The sequence below is a fragment of the Paenibacillus sp. V4I3 genome, from assembly GCF_030817215.1.
Taxonomy (GTDB): Bacteria; Bacillota; Bacilli; order Paenibacillales; family NBRC-103111; genus Paenibacillus_E.
In genome coordinates this window covers 5,049,381-5,076,134 of the sequence record NZ_JAUSZA010000001.1, presented here as the reverse complement: position 1 = coordinate 5,076,134, position 26,754 = coordinate 5,049,381, and the positions used below count along the sequence as shown (strand labels likewise).

Annotated in this window: 27 protein-coding genes; 3 read left to right on the top strand and 24 right to left on the bottom strand. The window is 38.3% G+C overall.

Translation table 11 applies throughout. The features are described 5' to 3' along the window. Positions 1-3: 3 nt before the first annotated feature. The 7 genes from QFZ77_RS23430 to QFZ77_RS23400 form a co-directional block, all read right to left on the bottom strand. Positions 4-1,161: a 2-methylaconitate cis-trans isomerase PrpF family protein gene (locus tag QFZ77_RS23430; protein WP_307443069.1), complete on the bottom strand. Its 1,158-nt coding sequence runs from the start codon at positions 1,159-1,161 to the stop codon at positions 4-6. A gap of 299 nt (positions 1,162-1,460) precedes the next feature. Beyond that, positions 1,461-2,852, bottom strand: a complete 1,392-nt coding sequence (locus tag QFZ77_RS23425; protein ID WP_307449780.1) for an MFS transporter — start codon at positions 2,850-2,852, stop codon at positions 1,461-1,463. 193 nt (positions 2,853-3,045) lie between these two features. Continuing rightward, positions 3,046-3,306, bottom strand: a complete 261-nt coding sequence (locus QFZ77_RS23420; protein ID WP_307443068.1) for a hypothetical protein — start codon at positions 3,304-3,306, stop codon at positions 3,046-3,048. Positions 3,307-3,645: 339 nt separating this feature from the next. Then, a complete protein-coding gene (locus QFZ77_RS23415; protein WP_307443067.1) occupies positions 3,646-3,849 on the bottom strand; it encodes a hypothetical protein in 204 nt (67 codons plus the stop codon). Between the two features lie 21 nt (positions 3,850-3,870). Next, entirely contained in the window at positions 3,871-4,701 is an 831-nt protein-coding gene (locus QFZ77_RS23410; RefSeq protein ID WP_307443066.1) for an ABC transporter substrate-binding protein, read from the bottom strand. A gap of 32 nt (positions 4,702-4,733) precedes the next feature. Beyond that, positions 4,734-5,573 (bottom strand): ABC transporter permease, encoded by an 840-nt coding sequence (locus QFZ77_RS23405; RefSeq protein ID WP_307443064.1) that lies wholly within the window; start codon positions 5,571-5,573, stop codon positions 4,734-4,736. Then, on the bottom strand, positions 5,570-6,349 hold the full coding sequence (locus QFZ77_RS23400; RefSeq protein ID WP_307443061.1) for an ABC transporter ATP-binding protein: 780 nt from the start codon (positions 6,347-6,349) through the stop codon (positions 5,570-5,572). The genes QFZ77_RS23405 and QFZ77_RS23400 overlap by 4 nt, the downstream gene beginning before the upstream one ends. A gap of 215 nt (positions 6,350-6,564) precedes the next feature. Here QFZ77_RS23400 and QFZ77_RS23395 point away from each other — a divergent pair, with 215 nt between their 5' ends. After that, a complete protein-coding gene (locus tag QFZ77_RS23395; protein WP_307443060.1) occupies positions 6,565-7,428 on the top strand; it encodes a LysR family transcriptional regulator in 864 nt (287 codons plus the stop codon). 621 nt (positions 7,429-8,049) lie between these two features. Here QFZ77_RS23395 and QFZ77_RS23390 read toward each other — a convergent pair. Further along, positions 8,050-8,196: a hypothetical protein gene (locus tag QFZ77_RS23390; protein ID WP_307443059.1), complete on the bottom strand. Its 147-nt coding sequence runs from the start codon at positions 8,194-8,196 to the stop codon at positions 8,050-8,052. A 107-nt stretch (positions 8,197-8,303) separates the two neighbouring features. Continuing rightward, positions 8,304-8,615: a hypothetical protein gene (locus QFZ77_RS23385; protein ID WP_307443058.1), complete on the bottom strand. Its 312-nt coding sequence runs from the start codon at positions 8,613-8,615 to the stop codon at positions 8,304-8,306. Positions 8,616-8,887: 272 nt separating this feature from the next. Here QFZ77_RS23385 and QFZ77_RS23380 point away from each other — a divergent pair, with 272 nt between their 5' ends. Then, entirely contained in the window at positions 8,888-10,153 is a 1,266-nt protein-coding gene (locus tag QFZ77_RS23380) for an IS110 family RNA-guided transposase (protein WP_307443056.1), read from the top strand. 404 nt (positions 10,154-10,557) lie between these two features. On the opposite strand, the gene QFZ77_RS23375 is transcribed toward QFZ77_RS23380, so the two are convergent. From QFZ77_RS23375 to lepB, 12 genes are all read right to left on the bottom strand, one after another. Then, positions 10,558-11,346, bottom strand: a complete 789-nt coding sequence (locus QFZ77_RS23375) for a class I SAM-dependent methyltransferase (RefSeq protein ID WP_307443055.1) — start codon at positions 11,344-11,346, stop codon at positions 10,558-10,560. Between the two features lie 913 nt (positions 11,347-12,259). Beyond that, entirely contained in the window at positions 12,260-12,745 is a 486-nt protein-coding gene (locus QFZ77_RS23370; protein ID WP_307443054.1) for a DinB family protein, read from the bottom strand. 297 nt (positions 12,746-13,042) lie between these two features. Continuing rightward, positions 13,043-13,546, bottom strand: a complete 504-nt coding sequence (locus QFZ77_RS23365; RefSeq protein ID WP_307443053.1) for a hypothetical protein — start codon at positions 13,544-13,546, stop codon at positions 13,043-13,045. A gap of 250 nt (positions 13,547-13,796) precedes the next feature. Further along, positions 13,797-14,264 carry a hypothetical protein gene (locus QFZ77_RS23360; RefSeq protein ID WP_173227744.1) on the bottom strand — a complete coding sequence of 156 codons (468 nt, stop codon included), beginning with the start codon at positions 14,262-14,264 and terminating at the stop codon, positions 13,797-13,799. A 718-nt stretch (positions 14,265-14,982) separates the two neighbouring features. Then, on the bottom strand, positions 14,983-16,521 hold the full coding sequence (locus QFZ77_RS23355; RefSeq protein ID WP_307443052.1) for a stalk domain-containing protein: 1,539 nt from the start codon (positions 16,519-16,521) through the stop codon (positions 14,983-14,985). Between the two features lie 270 nt (positions 16,522-16,791). Continuing rightward, positions 16,792-17,058 (bottom strand): hypothetical protein, encoded by a 267-nt coding sequence (locus tag QFZ77_RS23350; RefSeq protein WP_307443051.1) that lies wholly within the window; start codon positions 17,056-17,058, stop codon positions 16,792-16,794. Between the two features lie 151 nt (positions 17,059-17,209). Continuing rightward, on the bottom strand, positions 17,210-17,971 hold the full coding sequence (locus QFZ77_RS23345) for a DUF3888 domain-containing protein (protein ID WP_307443049.1): 762 nt from the start codon (positions 17,969-17,971) through the stop codon (positions 17,210-17,212). A 198-nt stretch (positions 17,972-18,169) separates the two neighbouring features. Further along, a complete protein-coding gene (locus tag QFZ77_RS23340) occupies positions 18,170-18,394 on the bottom strand; it encodes a hypothetical protein (RefSeq protein WP_171647391.1) in 225 nt (74 codons plus the stop codon). Between the two features lie 155 nt (positions 18,395-18,549). Further along, positions 18,550-18,993: an HIT family protein gene (locus tag QFZ77_RS23335; protein WP_307443046.1), complete on the bottom strand. Its 444-nt coding sequence runs from the start codon at positions 18,991-18,993 to the stop codon at positions 18,550-18,552. A gap of 127 nt (positions 18,994-19,120) precedes the next feature. Then, positions 19,121-19,786, bottom strand: a complete 666-nt coding sequence (locus tag QFZ77_RS23330) for a nucleotidyltransferase domain-containing protein (RefSeq protein ID WP_307443044.1) — start codon at positions 19,784-19,786, stop codon at positions 19,121-19,123. 514 nt (positions 19,787-20,300) lie between these two features. Then, the gene (locus tag QFZ77_RS23325; RefSeq protein ID WP_307443041.1) at positions 20,301-20,741 is read right to left on the bottom strand and encodes a DUF6843 domain-containing protein; all 441 of its coding nucleotides are present in this window, start codon (positions 20,739-20,741) and stop codon (positions 20,301-20,303) included. A gap of 230 nt (positions 20,742-20,971) precedes the next feature. Then, complete coding sequence (lepB, locus tag QFZ77_RS23320; RefSeq protein ID WP_307443039.1) at positions 20,972-21,964, bottom strand: signal peptidase I; 993 nt, start codon at positions 21,962-21,964, stop codon at positions 20,972-20,974. Between the two features lie 841 nt (positions 21,965-22,805). On the opposite strand from lepB, the gene QFZ77_RS23315 reads away from it, so the two are divergent. Then, entirely contained in the window at positions 22,806-23,273 is a 468-nt protein-coding gene (locus QFZ77_RS23315) for a DUF4367 domain-containing protein (protein ID WP_307443037.1), read from the top strand. Between the two features lie 271 nt (positions 23,274-23,544). On the opposite strand, the gene QFZ77_RS23310 is transcribed toward QFZ77_RS23315, so the two are convergent. The 3 genes from QFZ77_RS23310 to QFZ77_RS23300 all read right to left on the bottom strand — a co-directional run bounded on the left by QFZ77_RS23310 (position 23,545) and on the right by QFZ77_RS23300 (position 26,267). After that, positions 23,545-24,267 (bottom strand): hypothetical protein, encoded by a 723-nt coding sequence (locus QFZ77_RS23310; RefSeq protein WP_307443035.1) that lies wholly within the window; start codon positions 24,265-24,267, stop codon positions 23,545-23,547. 271 nt (positions 24,268-24,538) lie between these two features. Further along, the gene (locus tag QFZ77_RS23305) at positions 24,539-24,940 is read right to left on the bottom strand and encodes a hypothetical protein (protein ID WP_307443033.1); all 402 of its coding nucleotides are present in this window, start codon (positions 24,938-24,940) and stop codon (positions 24,539-24,541) included. An 823-nt stretch (positions 24,941-25,763) separates the two neighbouring features. Next, positions 25,764-26,267 carry a VanZ family protein gene (locus QFZ77_RS23300; RefSeq protein ID WP_307443031.1) on the bottom strand — a complete coding sequence of 168 codons (504 nt, stop codon included), beginning with the start codon at positions 26,265-26,267 and terminating at the stop codon, positions 25,764-25,766. Between the last annotated feature and the right edge of the window lie 487 nt (positions 26,268-26,754).

Here is a 26,754-nt window from a genome sequence, read left to right as displayed (position 1 = left end):
CTTCTAAGCACCTAACACAGAGGCAGGTACATACGAGTATCCGTCCATTAGCCTTCTTGCGGTCCTACCACAAGCGGCGCGGACCACATTCCACTCTAAGTCCTCGTACTCCACTTTGGTCTCGACGTACATTGTACCTGATGGGTGTCCTATCCTTACGCCGGATCTCGGGGGTGCAATCTCGAAAGGAAGAGTTCCCGGAATTTTACACGCAGTTGCTAATGCCATAGCTCCGCTCACTGCATGTGCTTTATGCAAAGCACCCATAGTCATATACCGAGAAATAATGTCGACTTCCCCCTGTTTAATTTCTCTATTCGTCAGGGTTACATAATCTGTAGCAGCAGTAACCATGATGATCTTCGGTAAGGCGTGAGTAGATGGTTTAACGACCTCTCCCGGTTTAATGAGCCCAGCGAGGATGCCGCCCTGCACTCTTATTTTTTCTAACGTATTCAGCAGTTCCGTGTTTTGATTAACCTCTTGCTGCAACTCCGTCCCCTTGGCTCCTACATCCTCAGCCCTGACAATGACAATCGTATTGGCGCAATCAACAATACTAACTTCAAATCTCCTGCCGTCGTCAATTTGAACCGTATCCTTAACATTGCCTGTTGGTAAAGTATTTCCTGTAAAGGTACCTCCCGAATTCAAAAAGTTCAGCATGATCTTCGAGGATACGCCAGGTACACCATCAATGGAGAAATCCCCATCATAGATGATTTGTCCATTAGCTACTGGTATTTCGGCTACAATGATTTTATCGATATTCGTATTATAAATATGGACCGCTGTAACAGGTTCCGTTAATGGGACAAATCCTTCTTCAGCAGCATAAAGTCCAACTGCCGTAACTAAATTTCCACAGGTCACTCTATAATCGATGACATGGTTTTCGACACTGACTTGACCAAAGGTATAATCGATATGTGCTCCGGGCCGCGAAGGCGGACCTACGATCGCTAGCTTACTCGTCAAACTTGTTCCCCCGCCCAACCCATCGATTTGACTGCTGTCCGGACTACCGAACATTCTCAAAATCAATTTATCCCTTTGGTCCGGATTGGAAGGGAGATCGTATTTTCGTAAGATCAGACCTTTGCTTGTACCTCCCCTCATGATGGTTGTCGGGATTTTTATCATTTGTCCGAAATCGTTCATCACGTACCACTCCTTAATAAAACATTTCTGTTTGATAATTCTTTTGACTTACAGAATTAAATGTATTAGAACAGTAGAAATAAATAAAATAATGTTTTTTTATAATATTCAATAAAAAATATTGATTTCTAAGTTTAAGGAAACATTACTTAATATGTGCTGCTCGGTATTCTCAAGTAATTTCATCTTAGAAACCCTGATGTGGAAATAAAAGTAATAACGAATTGGAGCTAGGCTGACCCAAAAAAAGACGATATAAAGCTCTACCTTGCTGCAGCGCTTTTATATCGTCTTTATAATTATTTCACAGTTACTGACGATTGTTGAACCTTTATCGGATCATCACTGTTGATCTCGTCCAGATTACGTTTATTGGTCTTAGGACCGAAACTAAGTGCCACGGCTGAACCGATCCAAGTGGCGGCGATTAAAGAAAAGACACTCATATTCCCTAAGTGAATGATAAAATAACTTATAACGATTGGTCCCAAAACATTTGAAACTCGGCCGATACCATAAGTAAAACCATATCCTGTAGCTCTTATCTCAGTAGGGTATAATTCGGAGGTATACGTGTATAAATTCGAAGAGAATACTCTCTCCACTAGATTAACTAAAAATCCAAATGATATTAGAAACACAGGGTTAAAAGTCATTCCGTATAAAAGGACGCAAATTGCAATTACTATGGACGATACAGCCAAATTCCACTTTCGTTCGAAACGGTCTGAAATAAAAGCGCCTACTAAAGCGCCTAACGGTGCACCAATCGTAATTAATGAACTGTAAACTAATGATTTGTTCAATTCGATACCGTGCTGTACGAGTAGTGTTGGGACCCAGGAGGAAAATCCGTAGAAACCGATAGTTTGGAAAATCCACGTTAAAGTCAGAATCAACGTTCTGCCAAGGTATTTCCCTTTAAACAATTCGATAAGAGAACCTGTTTTCAATTGTGCCTTTGGCTTAAGGATAACTTCAGTAATAGGAGGCAATTCCCCCTTTTCCAGGCGAACAGTATCCTCGATTCTCTGCATAATGGCTTCTGCTTTTGTAAAATCTCCGCGGGCAAAGTGCCACCGGGGTATTTCTACAAGCTTACGAAGAAAGAAAATTGAGAATAGCCCTAACGCACCCCACGCGAACACGTACCTCCATCCATCCGGTCCTAAAGTAACGAAATAACTCGAAGCCCAAGCAGTTAAAGGAATTCCGAGTAACCCCACCGCAATCGTTATGCCTTGGTATTTGCCGCGGGAAGCAGAAGGGAAAAATTCACTGATATACGTATTTGCGTTTACAAGAGCGGCTGAGGCTCCCATACCTGTTAAAAACCGCAAGACGCCTAGCGAAACCGGATCCCAAGCAAAAGCTGTTAGTAAAGAAAGAATAGAGAAAAAGACAGTGTTTGTAATAATGGCATTTCTTCTCCCAAATCTATCGGCTACCCATCCGCCGAATGCAGAACCAAGAAACATTCCCAAAAAAGAACAAGATGTAACAATGCCAATCGTGCTTACGGACATTCCCCAATGTTTTTTTAATGCAGGTGCAACGTAAGAAAATGTATTTAGGTCAGCAAACTCAAAGAAATAAACAATAGCCAGTGCCGCTATAACTTTTTTATGAATACTTGTAATCGGTAGATGATCTAGACGGCTTGAAATATTGTTTCCGCTTTCATTTTGGATGATATTCAATTTTCTTTCCTCCATCGTGTCATATAATTTGTAGTCTAAGCCTTCAGCATTCACCCCGGAGCAACAACTTAACTTTACCATCAGAATTGTTATAAAAAAAATATGTATTTTTTATCATATTTAATAGAAATTTTAAATCTCTAATATTCCAAATTTATGAAATCTAAAAAGAATGCAGATTGAATCACTTTAACTTAAAACGTTCTACTACATGATGCATATTCTCAGCCATTTTGAATAAAACAATTGAAGTAGAATTCATTTCCTCCATTGAGGCAATCTGCTCCTGGGATGCAGCTGTCACGTGTTGGAAGGAGTCCATCGATCCTAATTTAATCTCGGTAAAGGCTTCTCGCGCTTCCTCAGTAACCAGGATCCCCTTTTCTACTTCTATACTTACTTTGTTTCTCATAACATCAGATACACTTCGGACTAAACCTGTCATTTTAAGGATAATCTCCTGAATTTGCCCGGAAGTACTTTGGGATTTACAATGCTAGCTTCCTTACTTCAATGGCAACCACTGCAAAACCTTTTCCTTGCACCTGCTCTTACCATTTGAATTGCCGCATTTAAAGATAAAAGATTCCAGCAACAGATACCGGCAATAAAGCCAGTGCCTGAAAATAGAAATTCTTTATGAGTTCAATTCTTATTTACAAAAGTTAAAAGACCGCCTACTACGCGGTCTTTTAAGGATGCCCGATAATCGGGATACGATCACCCGAACTCTGTTGAACTGTGATCGGTCATGGAAAAGCTAAGTTAGGTAGCCTTGGCTGTTTTATTTAACTGCATCAGCAAATTTATTAACTACAACTTTATCAAAGGGGATATCAATACCTTCAAATGTAACATTCATCTCATATCCTTTTTTTGTAATCGCAGTTTTTTTTGCAAAGGCACCATAGTTGTTTTCAAACGCAACATCAAATACTTTTGCATCAAGGTCGCTAAATGATTTCCTTAGAATTTCTTTAGCCCCCATTTTATCCTCAGCAATGTACTTCTAAGCCTTCCCAATCGCATTCGTTATTTTTTGTACCAATTCAGGATTCTTAGCAATAAAGTCTTGCTTAGCTAAGAGAACACTATGAGAAAATCCATCTAGTTCTTTAACTTCACCCTTCGACAAATTAATTAGCATCATCCCAATATCAGAAGAGGCAGCCGTATCAGATGTGGGAGATGAAAAACAAAACGCTTGAATTTGATTATTGGCAAATGCAGGAAAGAAAGCCTCTGCATTCCCGAGTGGAACCAGATTGACATCTTTATCCGGATTTATATTCTGGGATTTTAGTAAATAACGCACTAATTTGTCATTACCACTTCCTGGCGTATTAATTCCTATACTAAGCCCTTTCAGAGCCTTGATCTTCTGATCGATGGGTGAATTTTCATTAATACCCAATTTTGCAGCTACATCTTTGCGAATGACGATATTGGACGCGTATTGATTGATTAGGGAAGCGAATGCCTGGATATTTTGTCCTTTTCCGTTAACATCCATAACTACCGAGAGTCCAGTTGCACCAATCTGCGCTCCCCCGCCCGCTACCGCTGAAATGACCTTAGGGGACCCCCCTGCAATAGTAACCTCTACATCAAGTCCTTCTTCTTCGAAAAAGCCTTTTCCTTTAGCCACATAAATAGCTGAGAATAAAAAGCCAGCGGTGGATTGAACTAATGTCACTTTTTCTTTTTTTGTTGAAAGACTAGAAGAGGAAACTGGAGTATTGTTAGGTAACGAATTTGTTTTGGAAGGTGCATTTCCACAAGCTGATAGCAATAAGATGCCAGACATCAACATAAATGCAAACTTTTTCGTTATTTTCATTTCTAATCCCTGCTTTCTTTGAACTCGATTTTTTAATTCGGACTCGGGGTTTTCCAATGAAGAAAGCGCTTTTCAAATAAAGATAGAATATAATTTAAAAAGCTGGAAACTATGATAAGAGTGATCAAGGCTGCAAATGTGCCTGCCGTATTAAATTGTCCTGCCGAATACTGAATCAAGTAGCCTATCCCCCTATTGGAAGCCGTAATCTCTCCGACAATTGCACCAAGTAAAGCATAGGGCACAGATAATTTGAGTCCGACTATGATCCAGTTCAATGCGGAAGGAAATACGACTTTGGACAATATTTGTCTTTCTGTTGCTCCCATAATTCGGATGCTTTCTAACTGATCGTTATCTACATCCCTCACACCTGCGAATGTGTTAATGAATACTAAGAAGAATACCGTGACTGCTGACAACATAATTTTCATCTCTATCCCGATGCCAAACCAGAGAATAAATAAAGGGGCCAAGGCTACTTTAGGTAAACTATATAACGCCATAATGAATGGCTCGAAGATTTTGGCACCAAACGTCCATCGCCCCAGAAAAAAACCAACGATACCGCCGCTTAAAGCGCCGATGAAAAAACCTAGCAGGGTCTCCTCAGCAGTTATTCCCAAATGGAAAAATAACTCCCCATTGACAATCCATTTTTGCAGCGCTTTCATGATATCGAGTGGCGTACTAATCCAAAATTTATCAATGAATCTCCCAGATGCGTACTGCCAACTTCCCAAAAATATAATTAATAGTACCAGGCGGATTAATGATAACTTAAAAAATTCAACACGTTTGTTATGCTTTAATGATTTGCTAAGTGGAATTTCAACTCCAATTCGGCTATCTGACACTCTTCCAGCATTCATCTCAGCACCTCCATTTCAAATTCATCTTTCAATGCAGTCCAAAGCTTTGAATGCGCTTTCGTAAACTCGTCTGAAAAGCGTGTATTCACAACATCTCTGGGCCTGGATATGTTGATATTCTCAACAAATTTAATGGTTCCGGGACGTTTGCTAAATACCGCTACTCTATCACCCAAAGTCACCGCTTCATCGAGATCGTGTGTAACAAAGATGACTGTTTTTTGGGTTTCTTTCCAAATTTCCAACAATTTATCTTGCAAAATCAAGCGCATCTGAGCGTCCAATGCCCCAAATGGCTCATCCATCAATAGGGTCTCTGGATTGTATGCTAATAATTTCGCTAAACTTGCCCTCTTCCGCATTCCTCCTGAAAGTTCTTGGGGGTAATGCTTTTCAAATCCTTTCAAACCTACCATTTCGATATAATGGTCACATATTTTCTCTCGTTCTTTTTTACTTATGCCCTTTATTTCTAAACCGATCCCAATATTATTTTTAACGTTGCGCCAAGGAAGAAGATTATCTTTTTGAGTCATGTAGCCAACTTTTGTGTTGATTCTATCTACTTGCTTGCCACGATACGTGATCGTTCCGCCGTCGGCCTTCATAACTCCCGCACACATGTTTAAAACCGTTGACTTCCCACAACCGCTTGGACCGATTACGGTAAGAAATTCGCCTTCGTCAACTGTCAAATTAATGTTGCGTGATGCCCAAAACTGCTCTCCATTACGTTCGAACCGTTTGGATACATTAGAAAACTGTATTAAGGCCATTGCTCCCCCTACTTTCTTCTCGCTTGAATTAGGATTGCTATAATAAGATGATGCTTGCTAAAAGCCATTTGTGGCTCTGTAAAATAAAATTACCATGTTCCATGGAATAAAACAAAGTGTTTAAATTTATAATAATCGATAAAATTATTTGATTTCTAACTCTAGTTGTGCTTACAATTAAACTAACCTAATTTCATGAAATGAGTGATTTTATTATGGAAGAAAGAGACTGCATGTTATTACAAACACTTTTCGAACACCAAAATTTAACAAAAACTGCTGAGCTTTTATACGTATCTCAACCTTCTTTAAGTTACCGCATTCAACAATTAGAAAAGCAATTTGGGATCAAAATCATGCACCGGGGAAGAAGAGGTATAGAATTTACGCCTCAAGGTGAATATTTGGTAAGATATGCAAAGGATCTTCTACAGCAATTACAAAAAACAAAAGAGCATTTATTAAGTATGGATAATAAAATCTCTGGCACATTAAAAATCGGTACTGCAAGCAGTCTAGGACGTTACAAACTCCCAGGAATGTTAAAAAATTTCCATACTGAATACCCCGATGTTGAGTTTAAAGTAACTTCAAACCGCAGCTCAGAATTAATAAATTCGGTATATAAGCAGGATGTCCATATCGGATTTATTCGAGGAAATTATAATTGGCCTGAAGAAAAACATCTAATTATGACAGAGAATATTTGGATTGTATCGAACAGAGAGATCTCATTAAACGATCTGCCAAAATTACCGAGAATCAGTTATAAAACGGACTTGTCCTTAGAAAATGTATTTGATAATTGGTGGAAGGAGACGTATTCAGTACCACCGACAGTCACAATGGAAGTAGATCATATGGAAACATGCAAAGAGATGGTATCCAGCGGATTTGGTTACGCGATACTTCCCAACATCGTCTTAGGAGATAATGAACACTTGCATCGTATACAACTAAGGACTAATTACGGGGAGCCTATCTTGCGTAAATCATGGATGATTTATCGAAAGGAATCTTTGCAAATATCACTAATTAATGCTTTTGTAGATTTTATACAGAATATGAAACTGATGTAAGGGTAAATTCATAACAATCCCATCACCCACATATAAAATCAATAGAAAACAATGTTTCTTATTAATTTATATAAAAAATTATTATTTCTATTTATTGCGTCTAACTCAACCTGGAATTTGCTATACCCACCGTAAATGGAAAAACGAAACGCCACTTCTCATTTTCTATGAATGAGTGGCGTTTCATTTTCTATTATGACATTTCATCAATTACTCAAGCTCGATACTGATCATTTGATGCCCTTTAATTCTAACGGAAAGGTTTGTTAATAAAGCGGTATGTACTCCTCTACAACCTCTAGTCGCTTTGCACTTTTGACTGGTTTAAGGGTAGCACCATAGTTATGCCTGTTTCTCTCTTTAACATTTCTCTGGTGAAGTCCCAGATACTCAGCATAGAGTTAATCGATGTATATTCATGCATTTACTTGCATATCTTTATTTTTGAAACAAAAACTACAACAAATTATGAAACATTTACAGTTATTTATGAAGAATAACAACAAAAAAACTGTGAATGTCTCATAAATAAATGCAAATTGAATAATGCTAAGTACCCCATCAACGGAATCTGGGAACTCGAGGCCTATCCAAAAACCATGATAGGTTTCATTGATGGTATTAAAGTTGTTTAATTTTGGTAGCTGTAGGAATCCACTCATATTCGATAAAAATTCCTAATTTCCTAGATGAATGTATAAGTGCATCGTTAGTAGCAATCTGTGATGGATATTCTGGACGAAAGTCACCAACAATCCCAATTTTCATTTTGTAAGCCCCCTTCAAATTCAACTAGGAATTTATACCATATGTTAGCAAATGTTTCAATGAGATTATTGAGATCGCCTGGAGCAGCGTCTAAGCTAGCCCCTTAACTATAGTTTCTCGTGAGTTAAATACTTAATTTCATTCTTTAGTGAATGAACTATTTTAATAAGGCTTTTCTTATTATATTTATCACATAGTAAGGCTACAGATCTGTCCATCTCCCAATCATCGAGTAATAATTTCTCCTCGAGTATTTGTATTTCATTTTTTAGTTCTAACTTTGTAGATTGAGCCTCAGTCTTATTGTACAACTTTATATTTTCAGTAAACGGCATTTGCATCATATCGCGGTATTCATTCAAAAAGTAAATAATATTAGGAAATTCCATAAGATCACCAACCTTTATATCTTTATCCATATTTTAGAATAAACCCTTGAATTAAACTGCCCTTAGTTGAGAAAAGGCAGCCGATCCTGAACTGCACCTCCAATAGTTAGATGGTGTCTAACTATTGGGGTACACTTCACTTCTAGACGGCTGCTTTCATGTCTTTATGAGCTAACGTTCGCCGTTAGAATTCCTGTGGAACGAATTATCTGGAGTTTGCATAAAAAAGAGCGCCTCTGTACGATGGGAGTACGTAACGGGTCTACAGCCCTTAAAATCCCACATCAGGAGGTCGCTCTACTATGAAGTTTAAAGCACAAGATAAACAAAATCAACTCATTGAAAACATTACCGCTAATCACCTTGTTGTCGGTGTAGATATCGCTCAGGAGATCCACGTTGCTAGAGCTGTTAATTTCCGTGGTATTGCTTTGGGTAATCCACTGGAATTTAGTAATGATGAAGTCGGCTTCCGATCACTTGATCGCTGGATCCGAGACTTGCTAGCTTCGTACAAGCTAAGCCAAGTAATCGTCGGTATGGAGCCAACAGGACATTACTGGCTTGCCCTTGCACATTGGTTTAAAGATACCGAGATCGAGGCTGTACTCGTAAATCCTCACCTAGTCAAAAGGAATAAAGAAAACCGCGACAATACACGATCTAAAAGTGACAAAAAGGATGCGCTTGTCATTGCTGACATGGTGAAAAACGGCTACTATTCCCCTGTCCGTTTTCATTCCACAGAATACGAAGAGCTGCGAGTCCTTATGGCAAATCGGGAGACTGTTATTAAGCGGCTTGTAAGTGCAGTTAATCAAATTCACCGCTGGGTCGACATTGTGTTTCCTGAGCTTAGACAAGTCTTTAAACTCTTAACTTGCAAAGGTGCATTGGAGACTCTTAGGTTGTTTCCTCTCCCCGCCGATCTATCTAGACTAGAACCTAACGATGTGATTGCGGGATGGAAAAAGTCCATGAAACGACACTCTGGTGTCCGTAGAGCTAAGTTGCTCATCGATCTTGCCAAAATGAGCGTTGGGTCTACCCAGGCAACATATGCTTACAAACTCCATCTTGAGCATCTTCTTGAGGAGTATGACTTAGCAAACACACAGCTGCAGAGAATCGAAACTGAGGCCAAAGCCGTACTTGAACGAATCCCCTATGCGGTCAAAATCCTAGCCATTACTGGCATAAGTGCGATTGCTTTAGCGGGTGTTTTAGGGGAGTCAGGTGATCTCAGCGGTTATATCCACGGAAACACATTGCTGCGTCACGCAGGCCTTAATCTGACCGAGGCAAGCTCTGGGAAATGGAAGGGCCAGATGACCCTCAGTAAACGAGGACGACCACGCCTGCGACACTTCCTCTACCTAATCACGATGTGTATGGTTATGAATAACAAAGAATTCAAGGCTTTGCATCAACATAATGTTCAGGTAAAAAAGCTAAAAAAAATGAAATCCATCATGAAGTTATGTGGAAAGTTGGCTCGACTTTTAGTAGGCCTGGCACGCAGTGAAGAAGCATACAACCCAGTGAAAGTCTTTGCATTGGCAGCTTAAAAACTATGCATTACTAACGCAAGTTGGCGTATTCGCAGGATGACAAAGAAAGCACGGAGTATCGGGATACGTTACGCAAAAGGGCACTGACCCGTTCCGTTAGAAAAACCGACCTCCACCACTTAGATAGATGTGACGAAGGAATGAGAGGGCTTAGACCCGTTGAGACATGGGAGCGAAAATCGCTAAGGGCCATATGGAGAATACGTGCAACAGATGGTAAAAATTAGGTGATGTTACCCCCACCTCTGTTCCCGCATGCCTTCTAACGATTAGGCCCTATCAATTCAACTCTCTTTCCTTTATCGTCCGATATCAAAGAGGATGAAATCCTGCGAATACACGAGCTTGCGTGAGAAAATCAAATCATACCGAGGGAGTTTAACAATGGATGTCTTCCATATTCAGGGATGTAGTGGGGATAATTCCATATCAATTTTATCTGTAATTAGAGTGTAAAACTCTGGAAACCTCGGATCTGTGGAACTTGGTATTTCTTCAAATGTCCGTATAAATAACCCCATAGTCCCAATTGCAGTTAAAATCTCACCGACTGTCCAACTTCGTACTAAAGTCTTACCTAATCCAGAGCGTTCCTCCTCAGGTAGCAGCTTAGCAAAGGCAACTTCTCCTTCCTTAATGCTATCGTCAAAGTAATTACCAGTTGGCTGTTTTAAATTGTATGTGTTCATCCATGCACGTGCGAAAGGGTGGAAGTCAGTCAAGATAAACCGACCATTTTTCCCTAGTCTGCGACGAACCACAGAGAAAATAGAGCTGAGATCTGTGAAATAATGCAAAACTCCAAACTCCATCAACACGATGTCAAATTCGCCTAGTGTCTCTTCGTTCGGGATATTCAAGACGTCAGAACAGATATAGTCGATTTCCACACCCGTGGCAGTAGCAGCCTGCATCGCGTACAACCGATTTTCTTCAGATATGTCCACCACCGTAACATCAGCACCTAGCAATGCTAAAGAAATTGCCTTTCGACCGTGTGAGCCAAGGAGATTAATAACTCGCTTGCCTGCTGGATCACCAATGTACTTTAGCCAGTAACGCAAGTGATGCCTATGTTTCAGCTTCAGTTCTACCGCAAGTTCTTCTGGTGTTCCATACTTTTGAACCCAAGCCTGATACGCTTTCGTTTCCCACGCAAGCTTGTTCGCAATTACCAGTTCTTCTTGCATACACATACCTCCCAGATTCATATGTCAACACTAGCTGGTATATAGTACCATTTTTGTGCTAATTGTCAACATTTTTGTAACTCTACTGCCCGTTAGCGTGGAAACGGCAGCCGATCATCATGGCCGGCTGCCGCAGTGCTTTTATTCAGCTATCGTTCGTCCCTCGGAATGAAGAGCGCCACGCCGCAACCCTTCAAATGATTTGTTATCGTTCTCGTTAGAAATAAACTTCAAGTCATTTATCTTCGCGTACTGGATCTCCGCCATAAAATAATTGAAATAGTAATAGATGCTAATGCACAGATAAGGGCAGGAAGATATATAGTAACGCGAATAATGTTATTAAAAGGGTCAATAAATGCGAAAAGGAAGCTAAGTAGGCTAATGAGATTTAGAATCGCTTGTGTAATTCCTTCGCGTTTCCATGAGATAACGAAACTTATTAACAAACCTAAACCTCCCAACGCTATCCATAGCATAAAAATCTCCTCCTGTAATTATTTACATCGTTGTTGTTTCCTCCCTAGAACTAAATTGTTGTGTTTATCGAATCTACAACTTCCCCTGTTGTATCCAATACCAAATTCGGTAAGACCCGAAAAGTGCAATTAACAACAATAAAATAAGGATAACAAACCATATTCCAAGTCGATTGATATCATTTAGCAATTCTGAATTCGCAAATACAAACAAAGAAAGGCCCAAGAAAAAAATGTACATTAATATATTTGGAATAATCCATGCCATTCTTAGTCCCATTTTTGGTTTAGTCATGCCCCACCTCCACCGATGGTGTTAATAATTATACGCTTCCAAGTATTGTAAGTTCCGTTATTCTGCCCGTTACTTGAATGAACAAAAGAGGAACTGCCGCGTTGCAAGCCCCTTCACTATTTATGCTAGGTAATTTTTCTTAGTTTGTATCTACTTTCCAGCTCTTTTGTAGTTTCCGAATATAACAGATTTGACCAATGTGATATGCATTATGAGTTGACACATTTCCGAGTATCTCCCACCACTTGGCAGTCTCTGGGAAACCATTTACATCACTTTCGACTTTTTCTTCAGTAAGTAGATCTTGCCATTGTAAAAGCACCTCTAATAATCGTTCTTTTAAGTCAGTGAATTTTTGATCTTTCGGGATTATAAAACTTTTATTATTATTTCCTATGGAAGGCACAGCATTGACATGAGATTTTTGGTACCTGGTTTGCCAAGTTTCATTCCAATAAAGTAAATGCTGCACAATTTCAGCGATACTATTACTATCTTCACTAGGTTTCCAAAACGCAACTTCCTCTGACAAATTTTCAACTGCATCTGAAAATGGTGGGTACCAACTAGGGTCATTAGCATTTGCTAATAACTGATCGGATAAAATATCTTTTACATGAAACATACTTTCCACACTCCTTCTTATTGATATGCGGCGGCCTGTTAATGTTCATGTTGACTAACGTCATCTCTGAGGGAGCTGAATAGCTATTTTTCTAGTATTACGAGGGAATGGACCGTATTCACTCCTCCACCACCCATAGAACTTTGACTAACTACTTTCCATCCCTGAGATAACAATTCATTTAATTCTTCCAAATTATTCCTTTTATCGGTCAAGTAACTAACAATTATTGCTTTTTGCATTTAACACTGAAGTTATAGTTCGCCGTTATTTGAACGTGGTCTTTTGTACATTTTTTCATATACACAAATCGAAAGCTTGTAATAACATATTACCTAAATCTGCATCTGTAGATTCTACTGAAAGCTCAAACACAGGATCATTCCTCTCTGCTATGAAACCAGATGATTTATATTTTTTATTTACTGTTAATTTAATAATGCCTTTATCGGCAAAATATGTAACACTTACTAGAGAAAACTTTCTAACAAATTGACTACGATTTTTAACTTTCCCTCCCTGAATCAAATCATCTTTCAATGATCCATCCCATTTATCTAAAGTTTCCGATATTTTCAATGCATGTTTCAAAGTTTCCCCTAAAATACCAGGCTCAAAATCATTTGTTAAGATAATCGTTTTGTTTGTTGCAACACTTCCTCCTGAAGTGTGCTGTGCCAAAGGGTTAAATAACAACCTTTCTTCCACCTGACTTTTATAAACTGCAACTGAGTAAACTTTTGACATACTTTTATGAGACACATGTTTATTGGCAAATAGTGAAAGGATTCCCTTTAGCATAATAAACTCCCCTTCAGATGGTAATAATGTCTTAGTCTGCAAATTGAACTATTGTGTTAACGAAACGGCCTGTGCTTCTGGTCCATACTGTCAGTGAAGTCGTCAAATATGTTTGTTCATCACTCTACAATATTACCTTATTTTGGATGTCGAAGTGAAGAGTGTTTCCGCGCTATACTGCCCGTTAGTTCAACGCCACCGCCAGTTTTACAACTTGTTTATGTCTAGCGTAATAACGAGTATCTTAAATTTATGAGTTTACTTCTTTCTTCTGCTCCTGAACTTGAACAATAATACTACCAAAGATTTTTTCTCCAATATAAGCATCTAATCTCCAAAGACCAGGAGAAGGTAGTGACATTATTGATGGAATGTGTGCATCAGCCCCATTGTTAGGTTCACCTATTGTTGCTGCTGAAAGAACTGTGATTTGTTCTCCTGTATCTTTACTTGTGCCCGTTACTTTTAATGGACCTTGAAGTTCTTCAGCCTTCCCCCAAAAGTGCCACATATATTTTTGTTTTTTGTTCGGGTAGAAACGGGTCACTTCACTGTGATCATAGATAAAACCCAATCTTCCTTCTTGTCCAATCATGGTATATGTACCTGATTTAAACAAAGGACTAATTTCCCATTCCTTGTTTTCAGGATCGGGCTTCTCTATTGTGCATCCAGTTAAAAATAGCAATATAAACAAAACACTCGCTATTAATCGCATTACATCCTCCTTTAAAAATAATTTACTAATTTCTGTTTACACAAATCATCTTACAATATATTCCAATGTCTGTCATTAAACTGAACAAATAAAAACAGATACCAAAGCTACCCTTATTAGGCAAGAAACGAATACCTCAAATTAATTACTATTTCTTCTCGTAACCCAAAACTATTCCCCACACATTATTAATGGATAGTCGTTAAAATAAACTACTGTCTAATAGCACATGCTGCCACCACGCTAAACTGCCCGTTAGCACAATAGGCTGCACGCGGCAGCCTTTTTACATTTGTTCAACTATAGTTCTGCGTTAACATAGTTACAAACGCTTATTTCTCTTTTCATCTAGATAAATATCTAGTGCCGCAATTCCTCGAATAGCCAGTTTGATGAATAAATAAAGACTATATATTCCAAATAAACTGAATAACCCATAAAAAATTAACAAGACCGTAGGTAACATAGCGAACATTGAAGATTCATTAAAAGGCACCACTAAAACACCTTCCTCCTTTTATTGTATATTTATGTATATGATACCACCCTTTTTTTTACATCGAAAACATCCGTTTCTTTTTCTAACTATCCTGCCCGTTAGTGGAACAGGCTACCGAAATAAGTCAGCGGTAGCCTGTTGTGGTATTCATATTCAACTATCGTTTTTCATTAAAATGAAACTCAGTCATGCCATCTATTAAAACCAATCCGCGGGATATCAACTTTGTGGTATTGTTACGATTTCCTTTCGCACCTCATTCGGAAGTACGAGCGAAATCGTTCCAAATGAATTCGCCACATCATCGCGCTGATTTCGGTATCCAGTTTCTGTATACGTTCCATCGACATCCACGCGGCCTGATCGCTGGAGCGTAAACCCGTAAGGTTCAATGTAGAAATAGAGCAATGGCTTGTTGATTTGTGGTGTCGATCCTGTGCGGTCCTTAAGCTTATCCGCAAACAATTGTTGAATTACGTTACCTTCCACCTGTTCGACATGAGCCTGCCAAGTTGCCACAAAAAAATCATCCTTATATTCAAAAAAAGTGATGGTTTCATTGTTTTCGATCATGAAAAACCGCAGCGCCTCTCCCTCTGGAAACAGGAATGCCTCGCTGGAAACAGGGTAGTTCGTTTTCAACGGCGGGTGCTCATAATTGCGTAAACCGTATGCGCCCATATTAGCTGTCAAGATGGATCTACTTCTTTCCAAGTCACCTGAGAGGATCTGAGCGAAATAATTCTCATTGTACCGACCTGCATACGGCGACTGGATCGAGACCGTATTGTTTTGATAATCCACGTTGTAGCCAAGCATCTCTGCAACTAACCGCAAAGGTACATATACGCGGTTATTGATCGTTCTGATCGGAACAACAAATAAAACGTCGAACGCCTCACCCGCAGCATTATTCTCAAAAAAAGCTGTTTCTTTCCCGATAGTCATCGTAACATGCCTTGACCACTTCGAAACGATAGCCGTTGTTTGCTGCTGATTCCACTCGACTGACGCGCCGAGTGATTCTGAGACGGTGCTAATCGGAACCATCACCGTGCCCTGAACGATAACAGGCGCGCTGTCTGTTGGTAACTGTTTGTTCATTACCTGAATACTAATATCTTCGGCATCTAAGTCTCTCATCCAGTCATAATTTTCTTCGGTCATAGGACTTGCTTGCAATGTGTTCAATTGCTTTTTCAATCGTTCAATAAACGTAAGTGCTTCTGTTCGTGTTACCTCATCACCTTTTTGGAATCCGTTTATGCTCTTATCTGTCTTGCCTTCTGATAGTCCAAGATCAAGCAAGTATTGTACGGAAGCAAATGTACTGTAATTTTTACCAGTAGCGTTTGCAAGATATTGTGCCACCATCCCCCTATTTAAATATACAGGACTCGTATGCCCACCTGAAGATGAAGGAGTAACAACTTTCCATCCCATTTTATTGGCATATCTAATATAAGGTGCTGACCATTCTCCCGTTTCTGACGTAGGATCATAATCGCTTGGTTGGTATGCGCGGATAAGCATAGCTATAAATTCTGCCTGTTCAACATTTTGATTCGGCTTAAATGAATTATCAGGGTATCCATCTACAATGTTATTTTCAATAGCCCATTGGATATTTGAATTTCCCCAAAAGCTAGGGGACACATCGTTAAAAGTTATAGCGGATGCTTGTGTTGTATTCAAGTTAGTGAAGAATAGTGCGGCAGACAACAGAACTGTTGCCATAATTTTTGAACAAGTTTTCATTTAGGAATTCCCTTCTAAGTTGCTCATCTAGTAAAGTAAAGAATAAGGATCGTTGCAAATAAAAACACAAAAGCAATATTACTTTATCATTCAAGCATTAATAAAGTACATTGCTAATGTTTGGCACTTCATCTCATTCCATAACTTCTCCAGTTTTTTATTGAGCATAACTGCCCAGTTAGCGTAATGAAGGCAGTCGACCTTTTATTGGTCAGCTACCTTCTCTTTTGTTGTGTGAACTATCGTTTTAATTTGAATCCAATCACTTTTTTATATTGAAAAGCTTGTTGAAGCACATTGCATTGCCTCATCCACGGTATCAAGGTCAAAATCATTTAAAACTACCCAATTCTTATCACACATAAATAGATAGTATTTATCTCCAGTTTCATATTTTGCTATTGCTAATGCAGTTATGGCTACTTCCTTTTGAGATCCGTCCTCTACTTCAAATATCATTATTGATAATGGCGTTTTGGAGCCATTGACAGCGTACTTTAACACATTCGCACCGTCCAAAACAACAGGTACATTCACAATACTGCCCCCTTAGCGTGAATCTAAAGTCTGACATATTTCAAATTTTATCATATTTTGATGAGCAATTAACGTATCGTTTATTACGTAATCCTGCCCGGTAGTTGAGGAACGAAACCATCTACACACCCTCCACACAAGAACCTCTTCGTTACATGTACCATAGAAGTTCTGACTTCATAGGCTTACCTTGCTTACTGACTTGCTTGATAAATGTCCAAGTTCCATCTACTTTCTTTACTGTTAGTAAAACGTTTGTTCCGTCTCTCTTTTTGTACATTATGTATCCAAAATCATCTTTGATAAATGTAAATGGGTTTACTACATTTTTAGATCCCCCTATAATTGTTCCTGGTTGTTGGAGAACCTGCTCAACAATTTTTATATTAATATCCACAAGTGGTTGGAGTTCTTTTTGTTTCTCCGAAGTGAAGAGCAACTGTCCGTACTCATATTTCTTATACGGAGCAAAATCTATACCGAATGTGTTTTGAACGTCTTGAATCATTGAATTATTAAATGTACTGATTTTAGTTTCCCACTCGTCTCCCTTATGGTTGTAATCTGTAACCGTTGCCTTCCCTAGTTCAACCCTGAAGGTAATTAGGTCTTCACCATAAGGGGGACCATGGGAATGCTCAAATGTTTCCAACTGTACCTTAACTAAGATGCGATACCTTCCTTGTTCCTTTATATCTATAATTTTTTCATTCCAAAATTGTTTTCTTTTTCCATAGTAGTTATTAACTGCTTCAGACACATAAGGGTATAACAAAGCAAATAGTGAATCCTTAAGAACCTTTTCGGTAGGAGCCCCCTGTATCTTTATGTCAGTCGACGTTGCTGCATTTGCGATGTTACCTTGTAATAACGAAACAAGAAGTGCAACAGCTAAAAGAAATTGTATTCGCATAACCTTACCGCCCGCCCATGTTTTCCCAATATTATTCCATCAGAAACACTACCTTATTCAACATTACTGCCTGTTAGCGTAATGAAGGGCTACCACATGGCAGCCCTTTCGTTATTGAACTATAGTTCTTCGTAATGATATCAATCTAAGTGGTGCGAGTTTGGGGTTTGCAGCCATTGCATAGTTAAGATTAATTCGTTAAGATCTTTCTTTGGCTTGTGAATTCTTCCCCTCATGATAGTCTTCCCATAGTGGGCCGATGTATTTTTCTAATGTTTTAACGACGTCATCTCTTCGGCTCTCTTCGACATTTGCAGTGTCATTTGAAATATCATTTCTAATTCGTATGAGCACAAATAAAGGGGGTAATGCAGCCTCACGTAGAGCCTTAATCATGTTTTCTTCTTGTGGAGTAATATCCATAACGTATCTTATTTCCTTTCCAGTAGATTTCTGCTCAAGATAATCTCATTATAAACCCTTACCTCAGTGTTATGGTCAAGAGGAAGTAAGCTAATCAACTATGCTACCTGTTACTTGAATAAACAAAAAGAGCTGTAGCGAGGCAAGCTCCTTAACTATCGTTTCCCGTTAGCGTAGATACTCCTATTAATCAATTCAACCAACTTCGCAGTGGTTTCTTTTATACGTCCCTTTGCATTTGTGGAGTCTAATGGTTCTACCAAAGCAAAACCATCGGAATCATAGCGCGGGAAGATATGCATATGATAGTGCGTTAAATCGTTAAATTTCCCATTGTTTTGAAGAATGGTTACCCCATCGGGTTGGAAGTGGGATTTTAATAACCTTGCGAGCAATCTGGATGTCTTCATAATTTCATTTGCAGTAATTTCATCTAAGTCATCAACATCATGGTAATGTAGTTTAGGCAGTATTAGTATATGTCCTTCATTTAGTGGTGCGATATCTAGAATACAAGTCAATAAATCATTTTCATAAATTGTATTTGTTTCAATTTCTTTATTTGCTAATTGACACCCCAAACAAGAGCTCTCTGGCAACCTTTTCTCCCCCATTAATGTCCATATTTATATGTTTATTCGGTATTAATTCCCAACTATCCTGCCCGTTACTTCAACGGATAACGGTAGCCGATCGTGGGCCGACTGCCGTTGTGTTGTGATTGAACTATCGTTCTAGTCTTTGTAACCAAGCGTGGCCACTTGGGTATTCCTTTTCAAGAGATTCCCTTAGCCATTGTTTTTGCTCAAGATCTAAAAATGCTAAGGACAGATTAAAGTCCTGAATATGATCAGTTACATCAAAACCATCTAAGTAACTTGATTTATAAAAAAGGACTACTTCGGGGGCTAAATACGGTACATCATCTGATGCTAGTAAGGCCTTATTTAGTAGGCGTCTAACATTCGCTTTCCCAGGTAAATAAAAATATCCATCATCACGATTATTGAAAAGGAATTCTACGTATGTAAAACCATTTTGCTCCTGCTTTTCAAGACCGAATCGATACCTATCGTCTCCAATAGGATCTAATTTAACTCGGCTCTCATTTCCAGTGAAGCAAAATAAATTACGTTTTTCAAAAGGTATTTCTTGCTTTCCAAACAACTCGTGAACTATTCCTCCACCACATGCCTCGAATACCTTCCAGCCCGATTTTAACATTAACTCAATGATTATATTTCTATCCTCCCAAAATGCAGCAACATCTAGATCTTTATGAATTCGAGTTTCTTTACCAAGAAATAAATCAATTGCCCCACCACCGCATATTGACCAATCAAACCCTCGATCATAAAAAAATGTACGAGCTTGTGAAATTATTTTCTCCATAATTATCAACTCCCCAAAAAGATATCGTTTCTTGAGCTATTTGTAAGATTATACAGTATATGGGGTGGGTAGAGCTATATTGTCGCTTGTTTTGCTGCTCATTATCGTCGCGTTATACTGCCCGTTAGCGCAGCGAGCACGTTATACGGACCAAGTTCATTAGCGATTATGCGCATATGTTTGTGTCGCCGGACATTTTTAGTTATGTGGGTGACTAGAACTTTATCTCATTCCCGCCCCCAGCTGACTGCTTTTCATTCAAAATAAAAAACAAACACTGCCATTTTTTCGTTGGGCAGTGTTTGTTTTATAGGAATATTCGGTCGATGTTTAAGTTAGGCTTAATTTGAAAATGATATTTTTCTTATCTTTAAATTCCAGATGATTCAGACGTTTTATCGAGCGACCGTATTTACTTCTTTTATTTACATTAGTATAAAAATGGACAATTAAGATTAACTTTATTTAAATTCACTTAGAAAGTATGGGCCTAAGTGCCGTGGGTCGTAAAGAATTAATGAGGTTGGCTTTGCTCCCATTGCTCTTCTGTCCCAACAAAAAAACTAAGTTTCTCTGGTATTTTAGTTGTTGTTCCATCCGCGTTCCCTATTTCCCCAGAACTAGTTCCTAAACCATGTATCATTATCACAGTCTCAGGAAGTTTTGTTTTTTTTCCATTGTTATCAATATAATATAAAACCATAGAGCCTGTATTGTTTCTGCTTGAGGTCTTAATTTTTCCAGAGGGTGGGACTTCATAAACAATGTAATTCCCTTCCTGTTTCAACGCAGGATTTTCAGGTTGATCAAATATAACTTCTACCCACCCCGTATATTCTTTAGGGAGTAGAAATTTATGTGTTGGATTATCCGGTTTGTTGAAAACAATTATTGTCCCTATTATAAGACAGACGACTACTGAGACTGCAATTGCAATACCTAGCATCTTCCTCATAACCACACCTCCTCTAATTAGATGTGTATTTCTAAGTTTTCTGATTTTTGGATTAAATCGAAGTGATCATAATACATATACGTTTACAAATAAAGGAAGTCCCTTACTTAACTATTCTGCCCGTTGAGTGAAGGGCTGCTGCTCCCGTTACTTGAAATAAAATGAGTAAGCGTCCTTAGCTTCCTGCTTGTTGATGGATTAAAAAAATATCTACTTGTTAATGTATAAGCTTAATTTACATCAACTACAATACTACCAAAATACCTATCCCCAATGTATGCCTCCAACCTCCATAAACCTGGGGTAGGAATGGTCATATTCGAAGGCGGAACAGATGCATCGGCGGATCTAAATGTACCGCTTAAGCCACCCGCAAAAAAAACAGTCCTGCGTTGTTCTTCACCCTTTTTTACAGCGATCACTTTGAATTCGCCCCGTAAATCATCGGACTTCCCCCAAAAGAACCAAAAGTTTTGATAAGGTTTGCCTGCAGTTAATGAAATATCAACAATAGCTAACTTACCTATTTCCCCGCGAAGTCTATTGGATTCCTTTTGCCCTTCTGAAGCCATTTCAAAGGTGGGACTAGCTTCCCATTTATGTTTCTCTATATATCCGAGAACTTTACCCTTGATTTTATTCGTTTCAGTGGAACCGAACATCCGACTGTCTACACTTCGAAACCAATCATCACCAATTAGATATATGTGGTCTTTGGGTACCTTAATCTCATCTATATTTATGCTTTGTAAGAAATCTAAGGCATTTTTCACATTGCTGTTGTTTGGTTCATTATTCATGAATTGTTTTAATTCCTCGGTATCGTTACCTAAACGATGTGCTTTTCCATAGAACGTATCAAGTCTTTTGCCATTAATATATAACTGACCGGCATTAATGCTTACCTGTTCACCTGGAAGCGCTACAACTCTTAAAATATCAAACTCAGGGAGCTTACTGTTTTCTCTTACGCTCTCTAAATATACAACGTCTCCCCGTTTTACATCATGATTGATATAATAAGCTGGATCAACTACGAGCTCCTCGTAATAATAATCATGATGCCCACGATCCATGTTATCGGAACGATGGTAATATATCTTATAATTCGCATTTACCGGAACTCTTTGAATAGTCGGAACTGTGTCAGTATCGGTAACAACTTTTTCTGAGCAGCCTGATAAAGCGACTAGCATCAAGCATAATATAAACAATGTCCGCATAATGATCCCTCCTGTTATTAGTTTATCCTCCATCCTACAATACGAGATCAATGAAATGGAACATTTTTGTGAATTGTCGGAAAAATTGGAAGAATCACAGAAAAAGAGCTAACTGCGTCGGCGTTTAGCTTTCTTTCTGTGATTCTTTAGTGGTGATTGTCTAGCGAAAGAAGGCTCTGCGCGGCGGCCAGTTTCATATTTGAACTATCGTTCACAGAGGGAGCTTAATGTAATCTGGAACTTGTACACTATGTTCTTCAATTGAACCATCCGTAATAATTGCACTTTTGTATTGGATAGTCCAAACCGCTGATTTTTCATTATAAATCACATTTTTGATACCAAGTATGTTTACACTTGAAATATCCTTATTTATGAGTAGTGCTTTACGTATTACTTGATCTTGAGACAGGGTTGCTTTTTCAAGTTTTTGTATGTAGGAATTAGCGACCTTCGATGCTTTTCCCTGAGCTGGGTATGACGCAGTTATGGCACCGAGCAAATCTGCCCGTTAACTTAACGAAGCTGCCGATCGTGCCGGCAGCTTCGTCCATTGATGTTTATTCAACTATAGTATCCGTTAGCTCAATCAACTTTCTCTTTTTGAGCCCTTTGCGGTTCTCTAAATGAACTGAACATGCCTGTAAAAAGCCCAATTAACCCAATAGTAAATCCATATCCAGAAGAATCTTCAAAAGCTAATAAAAGAATTACTCCGAACAGTGTTATATGAACACCTAAAAGTTGAGAACATAAAGAGCATTTGGATTGATAAAGTCCAATAATACCCCACCATCGGGGGTATAATATTCATAAAAAACTTTAGAAAGGTGAATTTAGGATGTTGAAATCAATCGCTTTAAGCTTCAGTATTTTGTCGCAAGCTATATTTGGATTTTCAATACATGATGACACCAAGATTCAAGAATTAAAAAAACATGTTACCTTCAATTTATTTATACCATCCTATTTTGATAAAGCATCTAATTATGAGATAAAAGTACCTGATCAAATTAATAAAAGTATGCCTAAAGTTCAGGATGTAATGATTAATTATTTTGATTCAAATGGGGCGTACGTATTTGGTGTACAACAAATACAAAAAGCACGGAAACTCACAATTGAACCACGAGGTGAGAAAGTAGTTATTAATGGAGGTGAAGGTTGGTATGAAGTATATGTAGGAAAAGAACCTACAGGTGGCCGTTTAAAATGGCTTAAATCAGGTACCTACCTTGAATTAGAAACCCATAATTTATCTAAAGATGCATTAATAAAAATTGCGAAGTCAATGAAAGTTATTAAATAACTCACCTTGCTCTCAAATGATAGATAGAGGATCTGGATACGAAAACTGAATCTTGCTCAGCATAACCAATTGATGAAATTGATGACCCCATCCTGTAAGATCTGATTGCCACCACGGGCTGTTAACTGAAAAGGTTGCCGACCAATTATTGTCGGCAGCCTTCAAAATCTTAGTCATTGAACTATCGTTTTCCGTTAGCTGAACGAAAATCTCAACATATGAGAGGGAAATCAAAGTAACATGGCTCAGCAGTGATTGCATTATGATAGATTTAGACTTCCTTGATTAGCTTCCATAACTTTTTAGAATATACTAAACAAACCTTATAATCACTTACTTCTTCCCTAAACTCGTAAACTTTGTCCATATCCGTAAAATGGCCAATAATGGCTATCGGTATCTTTAATTCAATTGAATTATTTATAGTTTTTGATAAATCAATGAATAATCCATCTCTGGTGGATTCTAAAAGCACTGATGAAATTTCCTTTGGGATATTCTCAAGTTTCCTTCCAGTTAACTTTTGAAGTTTATAAACAATAACTTTAGATAAAAGAATTTCATAATCAGGTAGATGTGTGACATAGAGCTTGTTAAACCAACCGTCATCATGTGCATAATAGGCAAATCGCAACATTGGCAAACTATGTAATGGCCTAGCAAGATGACTAAAAAATAATAACTCTGCAATTTGAATGTTGCTTAATGCATCCAATTCTTCCTCGTTAGAGAAATCTACCCAACAAAAATCTCCATAGCCATAAACATAATCCTCTATCAGTTCATTAATTTCTTCCTTCGTAACATAATCAAATCTAGAATGTTGATTCCATTGTGGATTATCAAAGTTATGTTTAAGTAATAAAAGGTTCTCCGGCCTATTATGAACACAATTCATAAATTCATTGAATTCAATTCCATACGAATAAAAGCAATTATTCTGATGCTCATTACTTACATATATCAAATCCCTAATTCCCTTTTTCTTCTTCATGAGATATGCCCCTCAAAATGAACGAGTAGTTTTATGTAATTTATAACCCTATATTACTAAATTCGGGATGGCTTTGTGGAATTAGGCTATGCTGCCAGTTAGCTCAATAAAAACAAGGAGCAGCTGTCAAACGGCAGATCTGCTCCTTGTTTTGTTCAACTATCGTTTCCCATTAGCCATCCATGCCCCTCACGGCGCACCACGGATTAATGAAAATTCGCATAGTGATCGGCTACTTTCAGGGTAGTTCAATGTACTAAGTGGTTAGGTCTCAACAGCGCTTTTTTACGAGGATAACCACAAGCATACAAAGTACGGCAACAACCCCCATGACTACCCCAAGTATACCTCCGATTGCCGCACCTGCGAAATTATGGCAAAGCACAGCATACATAAAAAAGCCCACGGTTAATGCCCAATAGACACTACTTCCAGTTAGGGAAGCAATAAATCTATCACGAAAAGAAGCACTAAATTGCCGTGCTGTATGCACCCAATAGGCGATGCTACCTATGGGTACAACTAGTACAAGCGTATTAAAATACCAATTATTTAGGTCGGGGTAAAAGTAACTTCCGATTACAGTCAGTATAACGCCCCCGAGTATTACAATCAGATTAAACAAGAATAACTTCTTACTATATCTCCATCTTAAGTTTCCATCTCTTGGCATTCAATACTCTCCCCTTAATAGTAGAACTTAGTTTGTTCAATAAAGCTTCGTTAAAAACAAAATAAGTATCCCGTTTCGCTTTGTAAACATCATTTGTACCTCTTTCTGGTGGGGGGAGCTAGGCGATTCCACTTTTTTACTTTAGAATGTAGTCATTGTGACTGAATACATGAATCATTTTCCACTTTACTGCCCGTTACTTTAATGAACCCAAAAAGGAGGTTACCCCGCGGCAACCTCCTTGACTACCGTTCCTCGTTACTTCAATTCACCCCGAATGAAAGAGCGACCAAATCAGATAAATACAGAAAAGTATCCAAAGTAACCTTTTGATTTTTTTCGAAATTGGTATTCGTGGTAGAATTAAAAGCATTATAAAGTACAAACATAAAAACACTCGTTTCACGATATCAAAAGTGTTCGACCAATGTTGCGAGTTAGAAATAATATCATCGGCAGCAAAATAAAACCCCAACAATATTGGATAAACAAATCCGGAAAACTCCTTGTTGATAATATGTTTTTTTTCCAATAGTGCAACCACTACACTTAAACCAATAAAAACAAAAATTATATAATCAGACACCAACCAGACACCCTTTTCCGTTCTGTACTAAACAACTTACTAAAGTTAACACATAAATCCTTCAAAAACCTCTGGAAAGATTCTCCGCTGAACTGCCTGATATATAAAAAAAGCCGCCCTCGAAGGCGTACTTGATATTCAACTAACGTTCCCCGTTAGCCATCCATGCATCTCTTGCACTGCACCACAGAGCATGAAAGTAAATCAGTTCTTTCATGGTAGTTTAAGACAAGAGCCTTACAATTGTTTAATTCCTACATACTTGCCATACAACCTGAAAATACCGTACCCTAGTAGGCCTCCAACGCTATTCAAGATCAGATCATCCACATCAAAATTTCCGATGGAAAAAAAGACCTGCAAGCATTCCAGAAGTAAGCTCAATCCTAGTGGTTGGATAAATACTCCAATAAGCGAAGTCATTTTGCTTTTAGATAATAATACAATAAAAATTCCATACGGCATGAATACCAAGATATTCCCGATCAAATTGATTACTTCATGTATTGACGGTGTTAGAACGGTAACGGAAATAGTTTTAAGCGGAATAAAATTACCATACAGCATTCGGTGCATACTATATTCAGGGTTAGGGTTCTCAAGATTTTTCTGCAGTCGTTTCCACAGAAAGTCCGTATCAATCGAGCCAAACTTAAATAAAATGATTCTAAATAAAGTAAGCATATACAAGACAAACAGTACTGGCAGCACAATGCGATTCATTAGTTTCGTTAGTTTCATTTTTCTTATCCTCGCTTTTGAGTTTTATGCTTGCTCGAGGTTTACGGCTATAATAGGAACGATTATCAGCCAGCACTCAAACGTTATATTCTTAACCAGCTCCGTATGCTGCTGAAATAGATAGATTCACTTCCGATGCGACTACAGCAAAATGAGGATAACCCCAAAAAACTTCTTCATTTCAGTTTCATCCTTACCTCTTCGTCCAATTAGGATAAGGAAAACTGTTTAAATAAAAAGTGGGGTATTTATAAAATTTTCCTTAAATTTCATGAATGAATGCGTAGGTAATCACACTTCAAAGACCTTTGAATCAGACTGTTTGGACATAAATCGGCCCCATAAGCTTAACTACAAATAAGTGTCCGTAATAAAGTTTTAGACTGGATTTGTTGATCCAATGCGGGATTTCTTAATTGCAACCGTCAGAATCCGGATAATAATTATCAGACTATTTACAAAAGAAAACCAACGACAGTCATGGACT

Excerpts from the sequence above, each read along its gene's own strand:
- QFZ77_RS23345 (WP_307443049.1), bottom strand. The coding sequence starts at position 17,971 with ATGCGAATACAATTTCTTTTAGCTGTTGCACTTCTTGTTTCGTTATTA.
- QFZ77_RS23400 (WP_307443061.1), bottom strand. The coding sequence starts at position 6,349 with ATGGCCTTAATACAGTTTTCTAATGTATCCAAACGGTTCGAACGTAAT.
- QFZ77_RS23325 (WP_307443041.1), bottom strand. The coding sequence starts at position 20,741 with ATGAGGAAGATGCTAGGTATTGCAATTGCAGTCTCAGTAGTCGTCTGT.
- QFZ77_RS23365 (WP_307443053.1), bottom strand. The coding sequence starts at position 13,546 with ATGCTAAAGGGAATCCTTTCACTATTTGCCAATAAACATGTGTCTCAT.
- QFZ77_RS23430 (WP_307443069.1), bottom strand. The coding sequence starts at position 1,161 with ATGAACGATTTCGGACAAATGATAAAAATCCCGACAACCATCATGAGG.
- QFZ77_RS23340 (WP_171647391.1), bottom strand. The coding sequence starts at position 18,394 with ATGGATATTACTCCACAAGAAGAAAACATGATTAAGGCTCTACGTGAG.
- QFZ77_RS23370 (WP_307443054.1), bottom strand. The coding sequence starts at position 12,745 with ATGTTTCATGTAAAAGATATTTTATCCGATCAGTTATTAGCAAATGCT.
- QFZ77_RS23410 (WP_307443066.1), bottom strand. The coding sequence starts at position 4,701 with ATGAAAATAACGAAAAAGTTTGCATTTATGTTGATGTCTGGCATCTTA.
- QFZ77_RS23355 (WP_307443052.1), bottom strand. The coding sequence starts at position 16,521 with ATGAAAACTTGTTCAAAAATTATGGCAACAGTTCTGTTGTCTGCCGCA.
- QFZ77_RS23375 (WP_307443055.1), bottom strand. The coding sequence starts at position 11,346 with ATGCAAGAAGAACTGGTAATTGCGAACAAGCTTGCGTGGGAAACGAAA.
- QFZ77_RS23395 (WP_307443060.1), top strand. The coding sequence starts at position 6,565 with ATGGAAGAAAGAGACTGCATGTTATTACAAACACTTTTCGAACACCAA.
- QFZ77_RS23415 (WP_307443067.1), bottom strand. The coding sequence starts at position 3,849 with ATGGGGGCTAAAGAAATTCTAAGGAAATCATTTAGCGACCTTGATGCA.
- QFZ77_RS23405 (WP_307443064.1), bottom strand. The coding sequence starts at position 5,573 with ATGAATGCTGGAAGAGTGTCAGATAGCCGAATTGGAGTTGAAATTCCA.
- QFZ77_RS23305 (WP_307443033.1), bottom strand. The coding sequence starts at position 24,940 with ATGCCAAGAGATGGAAACTTAAGATGGAGATATAGTAAGAAGTTATTC.
- lepB (WP_307443039.1), bottom strand. The coding sequence starts at position 21,964 with ATGCGGACATTGTTTATATTATGCTTGATGCTAGTCGCTTTATCAGGC.
- QFZ77_RS23360 (WP_173227744.1), bottom strand. The coding sequence starts at position 14,264 with ATGCGATTAATAGCGAGTGTTTTGTTTATATTGCTATTTTTAACTGGA.
- QFZ77_RS23310 (WP_307443035.1), bottom strand. The coding sequence starts at position 24,267 with ATGAAGAAGAAAAAGGGAATTAGGGATTTGATATATGTAAGTAATGAG.
- QFZ77_RS23390 (WP_307443059.1), bottom strand. The coding sequence starts at position 8,196 with ATGAAAATTGGGATTGTTGGTGACTTTCGTCCAGAATATCCATCACAG.
- QFZ77_RS23380 (WP_307443056.1), top strand. The coding sequence starts at position 8,888 with ATGAAGTTTAAAGCACAAGATAAACAAAATCAACTCATTGAAAACATT.
- QFZ77_RS23315 (WP_307443037.1), top strand. The coding sequence starts at position 22,806 with ATGTTGAAATCAATCGCTTTAAGCTTCAGTATTTTGTCGCAAGCTATA.
- QFZ77_RS23420 (WP_307443068.1), bottom strand. The coding sequence starts at position 3,306 with ATGACAGGTTTAGTCCGAAGTGTATCTGATGTTATGAGAAACAAAGTA.
- QFZ77_RS23300 (WP_307443031.1), bottom strand. The coding sequence starts at position 26,267 with ATGAAACTAACGAAACTAATGAATCGCATTGTGCTGCCAGTACTGTTT.
- QFZ77_RS23330 (WP_307443044.1), bottom strand. The coding sequence starts at position 19,786 with ATGGAGAAAATAATTTCACAAGCTCGTACATTTTTTTATGATCGAGGG.
- QFZ77_RS23385 (WP_307443058.1), bottom strand. The coding sequence starts at position 8,615 with ATGGATAAAGATATAAAGGTTGGTGATCTTATGGAATTTCCTAATATT.